Genomic DNA, 15,470 nt, shown 5'->3' on the forward strand with positions numbered 1-15,470 from the left:
ACTGAAAGTAAGGAGGTGAATACGAACACGCTCAATATAAATTGAGCGTGAAGGAATTACATGATTTCAAAGAGCATTCTTTGAGATTAAATTTTTTAAACTTAAATCAAAGAAGCGATGTAATCGCCGACTTCTTTTGTTGATTTAGCTTGGGCTTTTTTATCGGCTGGTAATAACTCAGCGGTAACACAACCGTCTTCTAATGTTTTGACAACCGCGGTTTCAATCGCTTCTGCTGCTGCATCTTGATTAAAGCTAAAGCGTAACATCATCGCCGCAGATAATATTTGCGCGATGGGGTTAGCAATGCCTTGGCCTGCGATATCGGGAGCCGAACCACCTGCGGGTTCATACATACCAAAGCCTGCTTCATTAATTGATGCAGAAGGTAACAACCCCATTGAGCCGGTGATCATTGCACATTCATCAGAAATTATATCGCCAAACAAGTTTGAACAAAGCATAACGTCAAATTGTGCAGGGTAGCGAATTAATTGCATGGCTGCATTATCAATATAGATATGTTCTAGTGTTACATCTGGGAAGTCTTTAGCCACTTCTTCAACAACTTCACGCCATAATACAGAGGCTTGGAGTACATTGGCTTTATCTACCGATGTTACCTTGTTGCCACGTTTTTGCGCGGCTTCAAATGCGATTTTTGCAATTCGACGAATTTCACGACGTGAATAGCGCATCGTGTCATATGCATTTAATTCTTCGCCTTCGCCTTCGCGACCTTTAGGTGTACCAAAATAAATACCTGAAGTCAGCTCACGTACAACCAAGGTATCAAAACCTGATTTAGCAATATCTTCACGTAAAGGTGAAAGGTTTTCTAAACCTTTGTATATACGCGCAGGGCGTAAATTAGAAAACAGATCAAAATGGCCTCGTAAGCCGAGTAGAGCTGCGCGTTCTGGTTGTTCAGCGGGCGGTAAGTTTTCCCATTTTGGGCCACCGATCGAACCAAACAAAATAGCGTCGGCATCTTCACAACCTTTTACCGTTGATTCAGGTAGTGCTTTACCTTGATTATCAATTGCGATCCCACCTACATCAAACTCACTATGCTCAAGCGTAAAGTCAAACTTAGCTGCAGTTGCGTTTAATACTTTAATGGCTTCGGCCATTACTTCTGGGCCTATGCCATCGCCAGGCAGTACTGCAAATTTTAAGTTGTTCGCCATTTCTTTTTCCTTTCAATTTATTCTTTATGCAAAACGAGCTGCATTTATTAAATTAGACGTTATTCGCCTTGCTGTTTTGCTTGTTTTTTCTCTTCTACCTGATCGGCTCTATACGTTAAATTTAATACATGTAATAACGCTTTTGCTGATGCATCAACAATATCCGTTGATAAACCAAAGCCGTGATAGCGTTTACCTTTGTAGGTTGCGATGATATTGGCATGGCCTTGTGCATCTTCGCCGCCTGTTTTTGTACCTAATTTATAATCAACTATTTCAACCGGAATGTTCGCGGCATTTAAAATTGCGCGATAACTGGCGTCTACCGGACCATTACCGTTAGCCGCTTGTTCTATCTCTTGATCGCCAACTTGCAATAATACACCGGCTGTTGCTGTTTTAGGCGTGCCAGATATGGCGTTTAAATGTAACAACTTATAATGCTGTTCATCTTTTTGTTGTTGATTGAAATATAATAAGGCTTCTAAATCGTAATCAAATACTTGGCCTTTACGATCGGCTAATACTAAAAAGCTTTCATATAAATTATCTAAATCGTAGTCTTTATCGCTATAGCCTAGTTCGCTCATGCGATGTTTAATAACATGACGTCCGCTGCGTGACGTCATGTTTAAACTGGTTTCGCTTTTGCCAATGCTTTGTGGCGTAATAATTTCGTACGTATTTTTATTTTTTAATACGCCATCTTGGTGGATCCCAGAAGAGTGACTAAATGCATTAGCCCCGACAATCGCTTTGTTCGATTGCACTGGCATATTACATAATTGACTCACTAAACGTGACGTTTTATAAATTTCTTGTGTATTAATGCCCGTTGATACCTTGGTAATATCTTTTCGCGTATTTAAAATCATGGCGACTTCTTCTAACGAGCAGTTACCAGCGCGTTCACCAATACCGTTAATGGTACATTCTATTTGCCTTGCGCCTGCCTGAACAGCCGCGATAGAGTTAGCGACGGCTAAACCTAAATCGTTATGGCAATGTACCGAAATCACGGCTTTATCAATGTTAGGTACACGGTTGAATAAGTCGGTAATAATGCCACCAAATTCACTTGGAATGGTATAACCAACGGTATCTGGAATGTTTACGGTTGTGGCACCCGCATCGATTGCCGCTTCTACCATACGACAAAGATTATCAATCGGTGTTCTGCCGGCATCTTCACATGAAAACTCAACATCGTCAGTGTATTTACGTGCGTGTTTTACAGCGTTCACCCCCATATTTAATACATCTTCAAAGCTGCGACGTAATTTAGATTCTACGTGTACAGTTGATGTTGAAATAAAGGTGTGAATACGAAAGCGTTCAGCAACACTTAATGATTCGCCACAAGCGTCGATATCTTTTTCAACCGCTCGAGCTAAGCCACAAATAACCGACCCTTTAACATGTTCTGCAATGGTGCGAACCGATTTAAAATCACCCGGGCTTGAAACAGGAAAACCTGCTTCCATAACATCAACACCAAGACGCTCTAAGGCTAAGGCAATTTGTAATTTTTCGCGAACAGAAAGACTTGCGGCTAAAGCTTGTTCACCATCTCGTAAGGTCGTATCAAAAATTATAACTTGGTCTGACATAGGTAGCTCCAATATTGCGGTTGATTTAGCTTAGTTTGGTTTATGGCCACACCGCGGGGATATACAAAAAACCCGCGCTCATGGCACGGGTTTTTGTTTCGACTCAGTAGATATATTCTATACGAAACAAGTCACCCGTGCTCTTAAGAGAGACAGGTTGAGTAAGTTAACGTATAAAAAGAAGGTATTCACAGAAAAAAGTCCTAAGTCGAATTAATTAAATACTTATAGGTGTATTTTTGTTTTTTCAGGCTTTGAAGTCAAATAATATTTACAGCAATTTAATAACGCTTTGCTAATAATCAGAGCTAAGGGTTATATAACAAGATTTTTTTAGTATATTGAGTCGTCAATATTCATGAAATGTTATGGTTTGACAAACAGCGAATGGTTTTCAGGGCGCGCGACCTCAGTTTAAATCGAAATCGCGTTTTCAGCATGTATAGTCTTCTCGCTCAGGTTTTATGGTTCATTGTCAGCGCATACTCGCCCCAATCACATAGTAGAGTATATGCTCATGGGGTCTCGAAGCTTGCCTGCATGGATGCAGGTAAGGGGCGAGAGCAGGACGCGGTAGCTTTGACGGCTTTGCTTACATGGATGTAAGTACTTCGGTTTCGTCTGGAACTAGAAACTGGCCCCTAAAACCCGATCGCTTTGACTATAGTTTATGGGTGACGTATGGTATTTAACACGTCACCTTCAATTAGGGCGTATACGATGTCTTGTAAAGCATCTAAATGTGCAGTCGAGAGCAGTAAGCCTTCATCGTTTGATTCTAAATAATCAAGCTCGCGTAATTTCAAAACAAATTGGCTCAATATACTTTTATCGACAAATTCAGGCCCTTTAATATCGTGTAACCTAGCAAGTTGTTTTGCATGATCGAGTGCCGAGCGTTCTAAATCAATCCGAGTTATTGCTTTTTTGCCTTCAAATGCAGCGATAACAATAGCGTATCGTTGTAGGGTTTCTTGCGCGTAAACACTTAAAAGGTGCAATTGTTGATATTTTGCTTCCGTGTGTTTAATCGCCGTGAGTTTATCGCCTTCTTGCGTTAACAATTTATGATTGAGTAAAGTTGTTATTATATGCTCAAGATGTAAGCGCAGCTCATCATCTGAAAAACGTAAAAAATACTCACCGGCCATCACACCTAAAATAATTTTCCATTGCGCGAGTATCATGTCTCGTGTGCATTCGTTATGTGAAATCAAGCAGGCTGCGGCGAGTGAGGGTAATAAATAGACATGCAATATGTTATTGCGGTAGTAAGTTTGTAAAATGGCTTCATCATCACTCAGTGAGATAATATCCGTTTTACCCTTTTCTACTTTATATTTTTCCATGCCAATGGCGTGGTCGAGCAATACTTTTTGATGTGTATCAGGCGGTAATGTTAATTGTGGAAAAGGAGCGTCCTTTTCAACTAATGCGATACACAGTTTGAGTTGAGTTTCTAAATCGTCTCTAAATAATGAGTGTTTTGGCGCCGCTAACAAAGAGAGGGCGGTTAAATTCACCCCATTAAGAGCCGCCGCTTGATTGATGTGGCTCATGACTTGCTGACTCATTTCGTTGACAAAGCTTGGAAACCAAGTCGGTTTTTGCATTGTCGTTGGGTGAATATTGTCACGCCAAGTCGGATTCGCTGCCGTTAACGCTTTGTTCAAATTAATGGGTTCACCAAAGTTGACATAACCTTGACCAAAGTGACGTAATTTTTTGAGAATACCAAGGACTTGCCAAACCGATTCTTTTTCTTTTGCTTCGCCTCTTAACTCTTTCATGTAAGTGCTTACTTCCATTACATGCTCATACCCAATATAAACAGGCACTAAAGAAATAGGACGGTCAAGACCCCGCAATGCCGATTGTACGGTCATCGCAAGCATCCCCGTTTTCGGTTTTAATAAGCGGCCTGTACGCGAGCGGCCAGATTCAGGGTAATATTTTACGGCATAACCCCTGCTCATTAGCTGAACTAGATATTCTCTAAACGCTGCGGAATAGAGCTTGTTACCTCGGAATGAACGACGCATAAAGAATGCACCGCCTTTTCTAAATATAGGGCCCATTGGCCAAAAGTTGAGATTGATGCCTGCTGCAATATGCGGTGGCACTAAACCTTCGTGATAGATAACATAGGTTAAAAGTAAATAATCCATATGACTTCGATGACAAGGCACATAAACAATTTCGTGTCCTTCGTGAGCTAACTTACGCACGTTTTCTACGTTTTTAATATGAATGCCATGATAAAGCTTATTCCAAATCCATGTTAGCAATTTATCGCCGACTCGAACGACACTTTCGCGATAGTCTGCCGCCATTTCATTTAAGTACCCTTTAGCGAGTTCACGGGCTTCTTGAGTGCTAATGTTTTTAGTTTTGGCTTCATCTTCAATTACTTTTTTTAAGGCAGGAGAAGCGAGTAAGCCATTTATGAGTAGAGAACGATCCCATAACTTAGGTCCTGCAATAGCGAGCCGTTGACGTTGAAAGTGAAAACGTGCTACCCGTAAAAGTTTGTGCGCTATTTTATGATCGGTACCATGATCATCTGCAATTTCACGTAAAGATAACGGTTGGCTAAATTGAATTAAATTATGTCGACCTGAAAATAAAACAATAAAGAATTTTTTTAATGCATTCGGTTTTTTCTGGTCATTAAAAACCAGATCTGCTTCAGATTTTGTTTTACCGGGGTAGCGGCCCCAAGTCGAAAATACCGGTATTAATTGTGCATCCAACGATTGATTTTCTTTATGCTGCGTTAAGAGTTGATGAACTTGCGGCTCAGCATCTGTCGGGCTACGTTTAAGGTGAAGTGATGATGGTAGTTTATCTAAGCAAATGTAGCGGGTGTATTCTTTACCTTCTAAATTAACAGGAGAAAACGGGTCGGGTAAATTTTGTTTTTTGCACACGCGCTGCAACGCTAATAAATCAGATAGTGATTGCTCTTTTAAAACATAAAAAATTGAACGATCGTTATCAACACTCAATAATTCACTGAGTTTTGCAGGAATGACTTTCGTGCGGATCAAAGGTCTAAAAGGCCATTTAACGATGTTAATAAGCAAAGAATTTAAAGCGTTCATAATTTATTTTTTAAGAAAAAAAGCAATGTTCATATAACACTTATGATAACACGTAGCATGGATCTGACCATATTAATTATATATTCATGTGTTCTGCCGTATAGATAAATACGTAACAAATATAATTAATGAACTTTATCTGTGCAATATTAATACAAAGCATAATTATTGGTTCCAAGTTTGCGATTTTATACAGCCTGTATATACTAACAGTTAACTAAAGGTATAGGATGTTGTTATGAAACCATTAACGCCAAGACAAGCTGAAATTTTACAACTGATAAAAAATAATATTAATGATACGGGCATGCCGCCAACTCGAGCTGAAATTGCAACGACTCTCGGTTTTAAATCGCCAAATGCCGCAGAAGAACATTTAAAAGCTTTAGCGCGTAAAGGGGCTATTCAAATTATGCCTGGCACAAGTCGTGGTATTCGTTTAGTCGCTGCGAATGAAAATAATGTGGAAATGGGATTACCCCTTGTTGGTAAAGTTGCAGCTGGTACGCCTATTTTAGCGCAAGAGCATGTTGAAAGTCGTTATCAAGTTGATCCTAGTTTATTTAAACCTAGCGCTGATTTTTTGTTGCGTGTAGAAGGTGAAAGTATGAAAGATATTGGGATTATGGATGGTGATTTATTAGCCGTACATAAAACGACGCAAGTTAGAAATGGTCAAGTTGTTGTTGCTCGCGTTGAAGATGATGTAACGGTAAAACGCTTTGAGCAAACCGGATCGCTTATTCAATTACATGCTGAAAACACGGAATTTTCACCTATCAAAGTTGATCTTAATTCAACTTCATTTGAAATTGAAGGTATTGCGGTTGGTGTGATCCGAAATACGACCTGGATGTAACCTACTTATTTATATCATTTATATGCCTCAATAATTATAAGTTGCGGAGCTTGCATCTTTTAATACCTGAGGCATATAAATTTGATACCTCGTCATTCCTTTTTCATTTTTCTTGTCTTTAATATCTTATTCCTCTCTTCCCAATTTTATCTTGTTTTTGTTATTACTTTAGTTTTTAAATTAATGTTAAATAATCGTAAAAAAGTTGGACGAACAACACTTCGTTGACTAATTTCTATTAGTAGCCTGTATAAAAATAAAACACTATCGCTATCTAGTTTGTTATTTGGAAGGTATTTAGCGAGAGATCTAATAAAAATAAAGTTGGAACGCTAAAACTCATTCGTGTCACAAATGTTAATACGGATTGAGTTCTCTAGCCGACAAGAGGAGTTGTTTGGTGAAGAACAAGGTATCAATTCTACAAATATCAATATCCCTCATATTATCTAATGTATTCAGTTTTGCTTTTGCGGCTGAAAGTTCTGAACCAATGCCTTTAAATATGACCCGAGGTGTTACTTCTATAAGCGCAGATGTTTATGATTTACACATGCAGATTTTTTTGATCTGTACCGCGATCGGTGTGGTTGTGTTTGGTTTAATGTTTTGGGCTATGTTTTTTCATCGTAAATCAAATGGTCATAAAGCGGCGAATTTTCATGAGAGTGTAAAAGTTGAAATCGCGTGGACCGTTATCCCATTTATTATTTTAATTGTAATGGCAATACCTGCGACAAAAACCCTTATCGCGATGGAGGATGCGAGTGAGCCTGATTTATCTATTTTAGTGACGGGCTCGCAATGGAAATGGCATTACAAGTATATGGATCATGATATTGATTTTTACAGTATTTTGGCAACGCCAACTGAGCAAATAAACAACCAATGGGCAAAAGGTAAAAACTATTTACTTGAAGTTGATCGACCTTTGGTTATTCCTACGGGCAAAAAAGTACGATTTTTGATGACTTCAGATGATGTGATCCATTCTTGGTGGGTGCCTGATTTTGCGGTTAAAAAAGACGCTAACCCGGGCTTTATTAATGAAGCATGGACCAACGTAGATGTACCGGGTATTTACCGTGGCCAGTGTGCCGAGTTATGCGGTAAAGATCATGGCTTTATGCCTGTTGTTGTTATTGCTAAAGAGCCTGCCGAGTTTGAGCTTTGGCTTAGTCAAGACGTCTCTCGTCGCCAAGCCGCAAAAGAAGAAGAGCAACGCTTACTGGCTATGAATATGTCGTTTGATGAATTAATGGCAGAAGGTGAAAGAGCTTACATGGCCAAATGTGCGGCTTGTCACCAACCTAATGGCATGGGATTACCTGGCGTATTTCCGGGGTTAGCAGGGAGTGCAATTGCGGTTGGTGATATTAAACAACATATCGAAGTTGTTATTAATGGTGTTGGTGGTACCGCGATGCAGGCCTTTGGTAAGCAAATGACGAAAAAAGAAATGGCTGCGGTTATAACCTATGAACGTAATGCGTGGGGTAATAACACGGGTGATTTAGTGCAAGTAAAAGATATTTTTGAATTCATGCAAAATAACTAATAAGAGCGGTGAATAATAATGACAACTCTCGTTCAAGAGCAAGATGATCATGATGAACACCACGCAATACCCACTGGTATAAAGCGTTGGTTATATACAACAAACCATAAGGATATTGGCACACTTTATTTATGGTTTGCCTTTATTATGTTTTTAATTGGTGGGGCGATGGCGATGGTGATCCGTGCTGAGTTATTTCAGCCGGGTTTGCAAATTGTAGAGCCTCACTTTTTTAATCAAATGACAACGGTACATGGTTTGATAATGGTATTTGGTGCCGTGATGCCTGCGTTTACGGGTTTAGCTAATTGGATGATCCCTTTAATGATTGGTGCGCCGGATATGGCGTTACCTCGCATGAATAACCTTAGCTTTTGGATTTTGCCTTTCGCTTTTCTTATCTTACTCATGTCTTTGTTTATGGAGGGCGGTGGACCCGCTTTTGGATGGACATTTTATGCGCCACTTTCGACTACTTATTCAGGTGATTCAACGGCCTTGTTTGTATTTTCTGTTCATATCATGGGTATTTCATCCATTATGGGGGCGATCAATGTCATTGTTACAATATGGAACATGCGTGCGCCTGGCATGACTTGGATGAAAATGCCGTTATTCGTATGGACATGGTTTATTACTGCATTTTTGCTTATTGCCGTTATGCCTGTACTCGCAGGCGTTGTAACCATGGTTTTAACTGACAAGTTTTTTGGAACTAGCTTTTTTGATGCGGCGGGCGGCGGTGACCCCGTTATGTTTCAGCATATATTTTGGTTCTTCGGTCACCCTGAAGTGTATATCATGATATTACCGGCTTTTGGTGTGATATCTGCTATTGTACCGACGTTTAGCCGTAAAAAATTATTTGGTTACTCGTCGATGGTATATGCAACAGCATCCATTGCATTGTTGTCTTTTGTGGTATGGGCGCACCATATGTTTACCACTGGCATGCCGGTATTTGGCGAACTGTTTTTTATGTATTGCACCATGCTTATTTCAGTGCCGACAGGGGTGAAAGTTTTTAACTGGGTGGCGACGATGTGGCGTGGCTCTATTTCCTATGAAGTACCCATGCTATTTGCCATTGCTTTTATTATTCTTTTTACTATTGGGGGCTTTTCCGGTTTGATGCTGGCTATTACGCCTGCTGATTTCCAATATCATGATACTTATTTTGTTGTTGCACATTTCCACTACGTGTTAGTGACTGGCGCTATTTTCTCTATTATTGCGGGTACCTATTATTGGTTACCAAAATGGACGGGGGTGATGTACGACGTAACACTGGCTAGAGCGCATTTTTGGTGCTCACTAATCTCGGTTAATTTATTGTTCTTTCCTATGCATTTTGTGGGATTAGCCGGCATGCCTCGTCGGATACCGGATTATTCAATTCAATTTGCTGATTTTAATCAATGGATCAGTATTGGTGGTTTTGCATTTGGGTTATCGCAGCTTATTTTTTTAGCGCTATTGATTAAAGCGTGTCGTAAAAAAGGCAAACCGGTTGACACTCAAGTATGGGAAGGTGCAGAGGGGCTAGAGTGGCAAGTACCATCACCAGCGCCATATCACACGTTTGATAAGCCACCGGAAATCAAATAATGGAAACCAAGCCAGATAATAAAAAGCTGATTTATCGTTTATGTATAGCGGTTGCCTTTATGTTTGGTTTTGGCTTTGCGCTTGTGCCTTTATATGATGTTTTTTGTCAAATTACCGGAATTAACGGGCGTGTTGTCGTGAATGCATCTGAAGACGAGCTGCAAACGGTTGATGAAAGTCGTTTGGTTACGGTTGAATTTATTACACGGATTGCCAATGGTAATAATATGACGTTTGAAGCCTTAACTAAACGTGTGCAATTACACCCTGGGCAATTATCTGAAGTGGCTTTTACGGTAAAAAATCCAAGTGATGTACAAGCTTATGCGCAAGCTATTCCTTCTGTATCGCCAGGACAAGCATCATTGTTTTTGAATAAAACGGAATGTTTTTGTTTTCAACAGCAAGAACTCGAAGCAAATGAAACGGTTACTTATCCGATGAAGTTTTATTTAGATCGTGACTTACCTCACTCTATATCGCTGTTAACTGTTTCATATACCTTATATAAAGTAGGAACGGGAGCGGTTGTTTCTGTTTCTCAAGAGGGCAAGAGAAATGTCGAATCACTCTGATAAATATTATGTACCGGCACAAAGTCCGTGGCCTATCGTCGGGGCTTTTTCACTTTTTTTAATTGCGTTGGGTGCCGGAACAACGGTGGCTAAAATACATCAATCAGGAGATCCCGGTTGGGGGAAAATAGTCTTAATTATTGGCATCATCTCGGTGTTACTCATGATGTTTGGTTGGTTTCGAGACCAAGTTAAAGAATCGATGTCAGGGATGTACAATGCTCAATTAGGGCGCTCTTATCGACAAGGTATGATTTGGTTTATATTTTCTGAAGTCATGTTTTTCTGTGCTTTTTTTGGTGCGCTTTTTTACGCTCGCATATTATCCGTACCTTGGCTTGGAGGGGCTGATAACAATGCAATGACTCATGAAGTATTATGGCCCGCGTTTGAGGTTATTTGGCCATTAATTAAAACGCCTGATGGCACCGAAACAACAGCGATGGGCTGGGGAGGCTTACCCTTAATTAATACGCTCATTCTATTAGCCTCTTCTGTAACCCTGCATTATGCTCATGTTGGGCTAGAAAAAAACAAGCGCACTCAACTAACGCTTTTGTTAGCCGCAACGGTCGCTTTTGGTTGTGTTTTTTTAGGCTTGCAAGTGCTTGAGTATATGCATGCATATCAAGATATGGATTTAAAATTAGATTCGGGAATTTACGGTAACACGTTTTATTTACTAACGGGCTTTCATGGTATGCACGTTACGATGGGAACTCTATTTTTGATTGTTATGTTGCTGCGGGTTATGAAAGGACATTTTAGTCCCGATAATCATTTCGCTTTTCAAGCCGCCAGTTGGTATTGGCATTTTGTTGATGTTGTTTGGCTTGGGTTATTTATCTTTGTTTATATTATCTAATGGTAAAGCACTGGTTAATAATGATTTGTTAACCAGCAAAATCGTAGTCAAATTTAATCTGGTAGACGTGTTTAAAATTAAATAGGTGTCGGGTTGAGTTGTATGACACCTAATGACGCAAAAATGAGAATAATGGCTAAAATAGTAATAGAACTAATTAAACGTTTTCCTAAAACCTGACTCATAGAAACGGCTTTATCATCTTTTAACATAATAAAAAGTGCTTTAAATAAGCTAAAAACAACAAGTAAAAATAATATAACTATCAATATTTTAATGATCATAATCTGCTAACTAATAAAAAAGAGGTTGCCTTGCAAATTACTGTAGGCGCATTTTGTCAGAAAATCCAAGTTATCCCTGTCGTTATTATTTTTTTGCTTTTGTGCATTTTAATCAAGCTTGGGTGGTGGCAGCTTGAGCGCTCTATTGAAAAAGAATCGAGATTACTCCGAATAGAGCAATTGGTCAGTCTTGGACAGCAAGATTTGTTGCATTTACCGTTACCCGCCGAATTACAGCAAGACTTTCCCGTTCGTGTGAAAGGTTCATTTGATGTTCGATACACTTGGCTGATAGAAAATAAAATAGTAGATGGTCAATTAGGGTTTGATGTAATAGGGCTTTTTTATCCTCAGGGGCATTTACCCGCGTTAGTGAATTTAGGCTGGATAGCTGCAGATATTCAACTTAACCCTGCTGAACGCGTGCAGCCCCCCGCTGATGTTATTAGTTTTAACGCCATTGTACATTTTCCTGAACAAAACCCATTTATGAGTGACGCTTTAATCGGTAGTACTTATCCAAAAAGAATGCATCAATTATCCGTTGCAAAAATCGCTAACGAGCTAGACTTAATCTTACAGCCTTTTGTCTTACTACAAGATGATAGTGGTTTTACGCAATTTAAATCTCATTGGCATCCTGTGGTGATGTCGCCTGAGAAACACCAAGCTTATGCTGTGCAATGGTTTGCATTAGCCGCCACTCTATTTTTATTAACTTGTTGGAGATTTAAACAGATATGCCTAAAAATAAAAAAATAACGCAGTTAGGTATGATTATTGTCGCATTTGTATTGCCTGTTGTTTGTGCTTTTGTCATGTTAAAAATGAATTGGTTTACACCCGCAAGTACGAATAAAGGTGAATTGTTACAGCCTATTCGCCAACATGCTTTAGCCGTACCACAAAGTGTAAATGGTAAATGGTTAATTATGTATAAAGCGAAAAATAACTGTGATAGTGAATGCCAAAATAGTTTGTATGCTTTGCAACAAGTTAGAGTGGCATTAGGTAAAAATGTAGACCGTGTTTCATCTATTGTGCTGACAGAACAATCTGAAATGCTAACTCAATATGATGTCACTTTACTGACTAACATTACACATGAAAAATTTAACTTTTTAGCTGATCAACCCAACGCTTTATATGTTGCTGATCCATTAGGTAATGTCATGATGCGTTATCACGTAGGAATCGAAAAGCAAGATGCCATTATGGCTGCTCGCGATATGTTGCGAGATTTAAATAAAATGCTAAAGCTTTCTAAGGTTGGGTAGTTAATGAAAAAACTCGTCGCCTTTTCACTTGTTTTAACCTTGATTGTTGTGATTCTTGGCGCGTTTACGCGTTTAACCGATGCCGGGCTAGGTTGCCCTGATTGGCCTGGGTGTTATGGTATGCTGACGGTGCCAAAGCCTGCTGATATGGCTCAGGCTCAGCAAGCTTTCCCTGAACGAAAAATTGAAGTGAATAAAGCATGGAACGAAATGATCCATCGTTATGTGGCCGGTACTTTGGGTTTATTCATCTTGGCGATCGCTATTTGGGCTTGGCGTTTGCGTAAGTATCGAAAACATACTGCCTTATTGTTAGCGGTTGTTATTTTTCAAGCTGCACTCGGTATGTGGACGGTAACGCTTAATTTAATGCCGGTTGTTGTAATGGGGCATTTAGCAGGGGGATTTAGTATTTTTTGCTTGCTCGCATTGCTGTGGTTTCGTTTAAACGCGTTTGAAATTAAGCTTTTTTCACCGCCTAGCCCTCCAAAAATTAAATATTTAAAATTAGGTGCGATCACCGTTTTAGCGGTTTTGGTTATTCAAATATTATTAGGCGGATGGACTTCTTCTAATTATGCCGCTTTGGTTTGCACGGATTTACCCATTTGCCAAGGGGATTGGTTGCAACAGTTAAAACCGGCACAAGCATTTTCTTTGATTAGTCCCGTTGCAGAATCATATGAGTATGGTGTACTCGATTACGCCGCTCGGTTAACGATCCATGTGAGTCACCGAGTTTGGGCTATTATTACTTCTGTCGCTGTTATTGTGTTTTTAATTTTACAGTATCGATGGCTGTCTTCAGTTGTGATAAAAAAATTAACTCTGATTACAAGCGTTTTGTTAGTCACTCAGGTCGCTTTAGGGGTCAGTAATATTTTGTTTACATTACCTTTAGCTGTTGCTGTTAGTCATAATGCTTTTGCACTTTTGTTATTAACGTCGTTAGTTTTTTCATTTTATTTACTTAATGCTGGTTTTAAAGGTGAGTCGAACCAACAAGGAGTTGAGCATGCTTAATAAACAAGCGTATACACAAGAGCTCGTATCAATCGTTAATGATTACGTTGAAATTACCAAGCCCAAAGTGGTTTTATTGATATTGTTAACCGCTTTAGTCGGTATGATGCTCGCTTTACCGACGCTACCGGATATCGGTTTAATGTTAATGAGTTTAATTGGCATTGGCCTGCTTGCTTCTGCTGCCGCTGCAATTAACCATGTTGTCGATTATCGTATTGATTTATTAATGGCTAGAACCTATAACCGGCCTGTTGCTAAAGGGCGTATTGGTCAAACTAATGCGATGATTTTTGCGGGTATTATTGGCTCTTTAGGTTATCTTATTTTAGGGTTAATGGTTAATTGGCTAACGGCTCATTTAACCTTGGCATCTCTAGTCGGTTATGCGGTTATCTACACTTTATATTTAAAGCGAGCGACGCCACAAAATATTGTGATTGGTGGGCTCGCAGGTGCTATGCCGCCTTTACTTGGTTGGACCGCAATAACGAATCAAATTGATCCCAATGCTTTTTTGTTGGTCATTATTGTTTTCACATGGACGCCTCCTCATTTTTGGGCATTAGCGATCCATCGAGAAAAAGATTACGCCAAAGCTAAGATCCCTATGTTGCCTGTGACCCACGGTAAAGCGTTTACTAAAACAATGATTGTGTTGTACTCCATTTTACTCTTTGTTGTTGGATTGTTTCCTTGGCTATTTGGTTTGTCGGGTCTTTTATATTTAATGAGTGCGGTTTTACTTAATAGCTATTTTTTATATTTGGCTATTCAATTAAAGTTTAATGAATATGATGGTTTAGCTTATAAATTATTTAAGTTTTCAATTTCTCATTTAATGGTATTGTTTATTGCCTTACTTGTTGATCACTTTATGATGTTATATGTCTAATAAAATTTATGTTGTTGTTTTACTTATTGCTTTGCTTTTAGGAAGCTTAAGTCAGGTTTTTTTATTTAAATCTGATCCCGCTGATAATTTAGAAAATATCAGGGTTTATCAGCCTGTTCGACCTGTAGGCGAGTTTAATTTAAGTCAGCATACGGGAATGAATTTTCAGCAAAGCGAATTACTTGGGCGTTGGACGTTTTTGTTTTTGGGTTACACGCATTGCCCTGATATTTGCCCAACAACGATGTTATCGCTAGCTGCTGTTTATCCTGAATTAAAAGCAATAAAAGATAATGTCCAAGTGGTGATGATATCCGCCGATCCACAACGTGACTCACTTGCTGTTTTAAAGGAATACGTACCTTTCTTTCATCCTGAATTTATTGGCGTGACTGCGCCTCACCCGCAATTATTACCTTTTACTCAGCGTTTAGGCTTAGTTTATTCAATGACAGAAGGGGAAAATAAAAGTAATTACCTCGTAAATCATTCAGCTTCAATCGTACTTATTAACCCTGAAGGAAACATAGCTGCATTAATCAAACCTGATTTCACAAAGCAGCCGCCATCGGTTGATTTTAAAAGTTTGATCCTACTTTTAAAAAATATTTAACTATAAAAA

The 15,470-nt window shown here is 39.2% G+C and carries 14 protein-coding genes; 10 read left to right on the forward strand and 4 right to left on the reverse strand.

The window, feature by feature from the left end:
- Nucleotides 1–101 precede the first annotated feature (101 nt).
- From leuB to plsB, 3 genes are all read right to left on the reverse strand, one after another.
- Nucleotides 102–1,190, reverse strand: a complete 1,089-nt coding sequence (gene leuB / locus DPX34_RS13325; RefSeq protein ID WP_111978936.1) for a 3-isopropylmalate dehydrogenase — start codon at nucleotides 1,188–1,190, stop codon at nucleotides 102–104.
- Between the two features lie 59 nt (nucleotides 1,191–1,249).
- Nucleotides 1,250–2,800, reverse strand: coding sequence for a 2-isopropylmalate synthase (leuA, locus tag DPX34_RS13330; protein WP_111978938.1), 1,551 nt, complete (start codon nucleotides 2,798–2,800; stop codon nucleotides 1,250–1,252).
- Nucleotides 2,801–3,468: 668 nt separating this feature from the next.
- The gene (gene plsB, locus DPX34_RS13335; protein ID WP_111978940.1) at nucleotides 3,469–5,904 is read right to left on the reverse strand and encodes a glycerol-3-phosphate 1-O-acyltransferase PlsB; all 2,436 of its coding nucleotides are present in this window, start codon (nucleotides 5,902–5,904) and stop codon (nucleotides 3,469–3,471) included.
- Between the two features lie 238 nt (nucleotides 5,905–6,142).
- Between plsB and lexA the strand changes: the two genes are divergently transcribed.
- From lexA to DPX34_RS13360, 5 genes are all read left to right on the forward strand, one after another.
- Nucleotides 6,143–6,763 carry a transcriptional repressor LexA gene (lexA, locus tag DPX34_RS13340; protein ID WP_111978942.1) on the forward strand — a complete coding sequence of 207 codons (621 nt, stop codon included), beginning with the start codon at nucleotides 6,143–6,145 and terminating at the stop codon, nucleotides 6,761–6,763.
- 400 nt (nucleotides 6,764–7,163) lie between these two features.
- Complete coding sequence (coxB, locus tag DPX34_RS13345) at nucleotides 7,164–8,321, forward strand: cytochrome c oxidase subunit II (protein ID WP_438938518.1); 1,158 nt, start codon at nucleotides 7,164–7,166, stop codon at nucleotides 8,319–8,321.
- A gap of 18 nt (nucleotides 8,322–8,339) precedes the next feature.
- Complete coding sequence (gene ctaD, locus DPX34_RS13350) at nucleotides 8,340–9,929, forward strand: cytochrome c oxidase subunit I (RefSeq protein ID WP_111978946.1); 1,590 nt, start codon at nucleotides 8,340–8,342, stop codon at nucleotides 9,927–9,929.
- On the forward strand, nucleotides 9,929–10,504 hold the full coding sequence (locus tag DPX34_RS13355; RefSeq protein ID WP_111978947.1) for a cytochrome c oxidase assembly protein: 576 nt from the start codon (nucleotides 9,929–9,931) through the stop codon (nucleotides 10,502–10,504). Before ctaD ends, DPX34_RS13355 begins: the two co-directional genes overlap by 1 nt.
- Complete coding sequence (locus DPX34_RS13360; RefSeq protein ID WP_111978948.1) at nucleotides 10,488–11,369, forward strand: cytochrome c oxidase subunit 3; 882 nt, start codon at nucleotides 10,488–10,490, stop codon at nucleotides 11,367–11,369. The genes DPX34_RS13355 and DPX34_RS13360 overlap by 17 nt, the downstream gene beginning before the upstream one ends.
- 77 nt (nucleotides 11,370–11,446) lie before the next feature.
- Here the strand turns inward: DPX34_RS13360 and DPX34_RS13365 are convergent, their stop codons facing one another.
- Nucleotides 11,447–11,653, reverse strand: a complete 207-nt coding sequence (locus DPX34_RS13365) for a DUF2909 family protein (RefSeq protein ID WP_111978949.1) — start codon at nucleotides 11,651–11,653, stop codon at nucleotides 11,447–11,449.
- 30 nt (nucleotides 11,654–11,683) lie between these two features.
- Between DPX34_RS13365 and DPX34_RS13370 the strand changes: the two genes are divergently transcribed.
- From DPX34_RS13370 to DPX34_RS13390, 5 genes are read left to right on the forward strand one after another with little or no spacing between them, the layout of a single operon-like run.
- Nucleotides 11,684–12,415, forward strand: coding sequence for an SURF1 family protein (locus DPX34_RS13370; protein ID WP_157964728.1), 732 nt, complete (start codon nucleotides 11,684–11,686; stop codon nucleotides 12,413–12,415).
- Nucleotides 12,394–12,930 (forward strand): redox-active disulfide-containing membrane protein, encoded by a 537-nt coding sequence (locus DPX34_RS13375; RefSeq protein WP_111978951.1) that lies wholly within the window; start codon nucleotides 12,394–12,396, stop codon nucleotides 12,928–12,930. Before DPX34_RS13370 ends, DPX34_RS13375 begins: the two co-directional genes overlap by 22 nt.
- Before the next feature lie 3 nt (nucleotides 12,931–12,933).
- The gene (locus tag DPX34_RS13380) at nucleotides 12,934–13,953 is read left to right on the forward strand and encodes a COX15/CtaA family protein (RefSeq protein ID WP_111978952.1); all 1,020 of its coding nucleotides are present in this window, start codon (nucleotides 12,934–12,936) and stop codon (nucleotides 13,951–13,953) included.
- A complete protein-coding gene (cyoE, locus tag DPX34_RS13385) occupies nucleotides 13,946–14,848 on the forward strand; it encodes a heme o synthase (RefSeq protein WP_111978953.1) in 903 nt (300 codons plus the stop codon). Before DPX34_RS13380 ends, cyoE begins: the two co-directional genes overlap by 8 nt.
- Nucleotides 14,841–15,461 carry an SCO family protein gene (locus DPX34_RS13390; protein WP_111978954.1) on the forward strand — a complete coding sequence of 207 codons (621 nt, stop codon included), beginning with the start codon at nucleotides 14,841–14,843 and terminating at the stop codon, nucleotides 15,459–15,461. The genes cyoE and DPX34_RS13390 overlap by 8 nt, the downstream gene beginning before the upstream one ends.
- The last annotated feature ends 9 nt before the right edge of the window (nucleotides 15,462–15,470 follow it).

Origin of the sequence: Algibacillus agarilyticus, assembly GCF_003286125.1 — a bacterium.
Classification (GTDB): domain Bacteria; phylum Pseudomonadota; class Gammaproteobacteria; order Enterobacterales; family Alteromonadaceae; genus Algibacillus; species Algibacillus agarilyticus.

Coding starts and splice junctions, on each gene's coding strand:
- DPX34_RS13375 (WP_111978951.1), top strand. CDS start 12,394: ATGCCTAAAAATAAAAAAATAACGCAGTTAGGTATGATTATTGTCGCA.
- leuB (WP_111978936.1), bottom strand. CDS start 1,190: ATGGCGAACAACTTAAAATTTGCAGTACTGCCTGGCGATGGCATAGGC.
- cyoE (WP_111978953.1), top strand. CDS start 13,946: ATGCTTAATAAACAAGCGTATACACAAGAGCTCGTATCAATCGTTAAT.
- DPX34_RS13365 (WP_111978949.1), bottom strand. CDS start 11,653: ATGATCATTAAAATATTGATAGTTATATTATTTTTACTTGTTGTTTTT.
- DPX34_RS13360 (WP_111978948.1), top strand. CDS start 10,488: ATGTCGAATCACTCTGATAAATATTATGTACCGGCACAAAGTCCGTGG.
- DPX34_RS13390 (WP_111978954.1), top strand. CDS start 14,841: ATGTCTAATAAAATTTATGTTGTTGTTTTACTTATTGCTTTGCTTTTA.
- ctaD (WP_111978946.1), top strand. CDS start 8,340: ATGACAACTCTCGTTCAAGAGCAAGATGATCATGATGAACACCACGCA.
- plsB (WP_111978940.1), bottom strand. CDS start 5,904: ATGAACGCTTTAAATTCTTTGCTTATTAACATCGTTAAATGGCCTTTT.
- lexA (WP_111978942.1), top strand. CDS start 6,143: ATGAAACCATTAACGCCAAGACAAGCTGAAATTTTACAACTGATAAAA.
- DPX34_RS13355 (WP_111978947.1), top strand. CDS start 9,929: ATGGAAACCAAGCCAGATAATAAAAAGCTGATTTATCGTTTATGTATA.
- leuA (WP_111978938.1), bottom strand. CDS start 2,800: ATGTCAGACCAAGTTATAATTTTTGATACGACCTTACGAGATGGTGAA.
- DPX34_RS13380 (WP_111978952.1), top strand. CDS start 12,934: ATGAAAAAACTCGTCGCCTTTTCACTTGTTTTAACCTTGATTGTTGTG.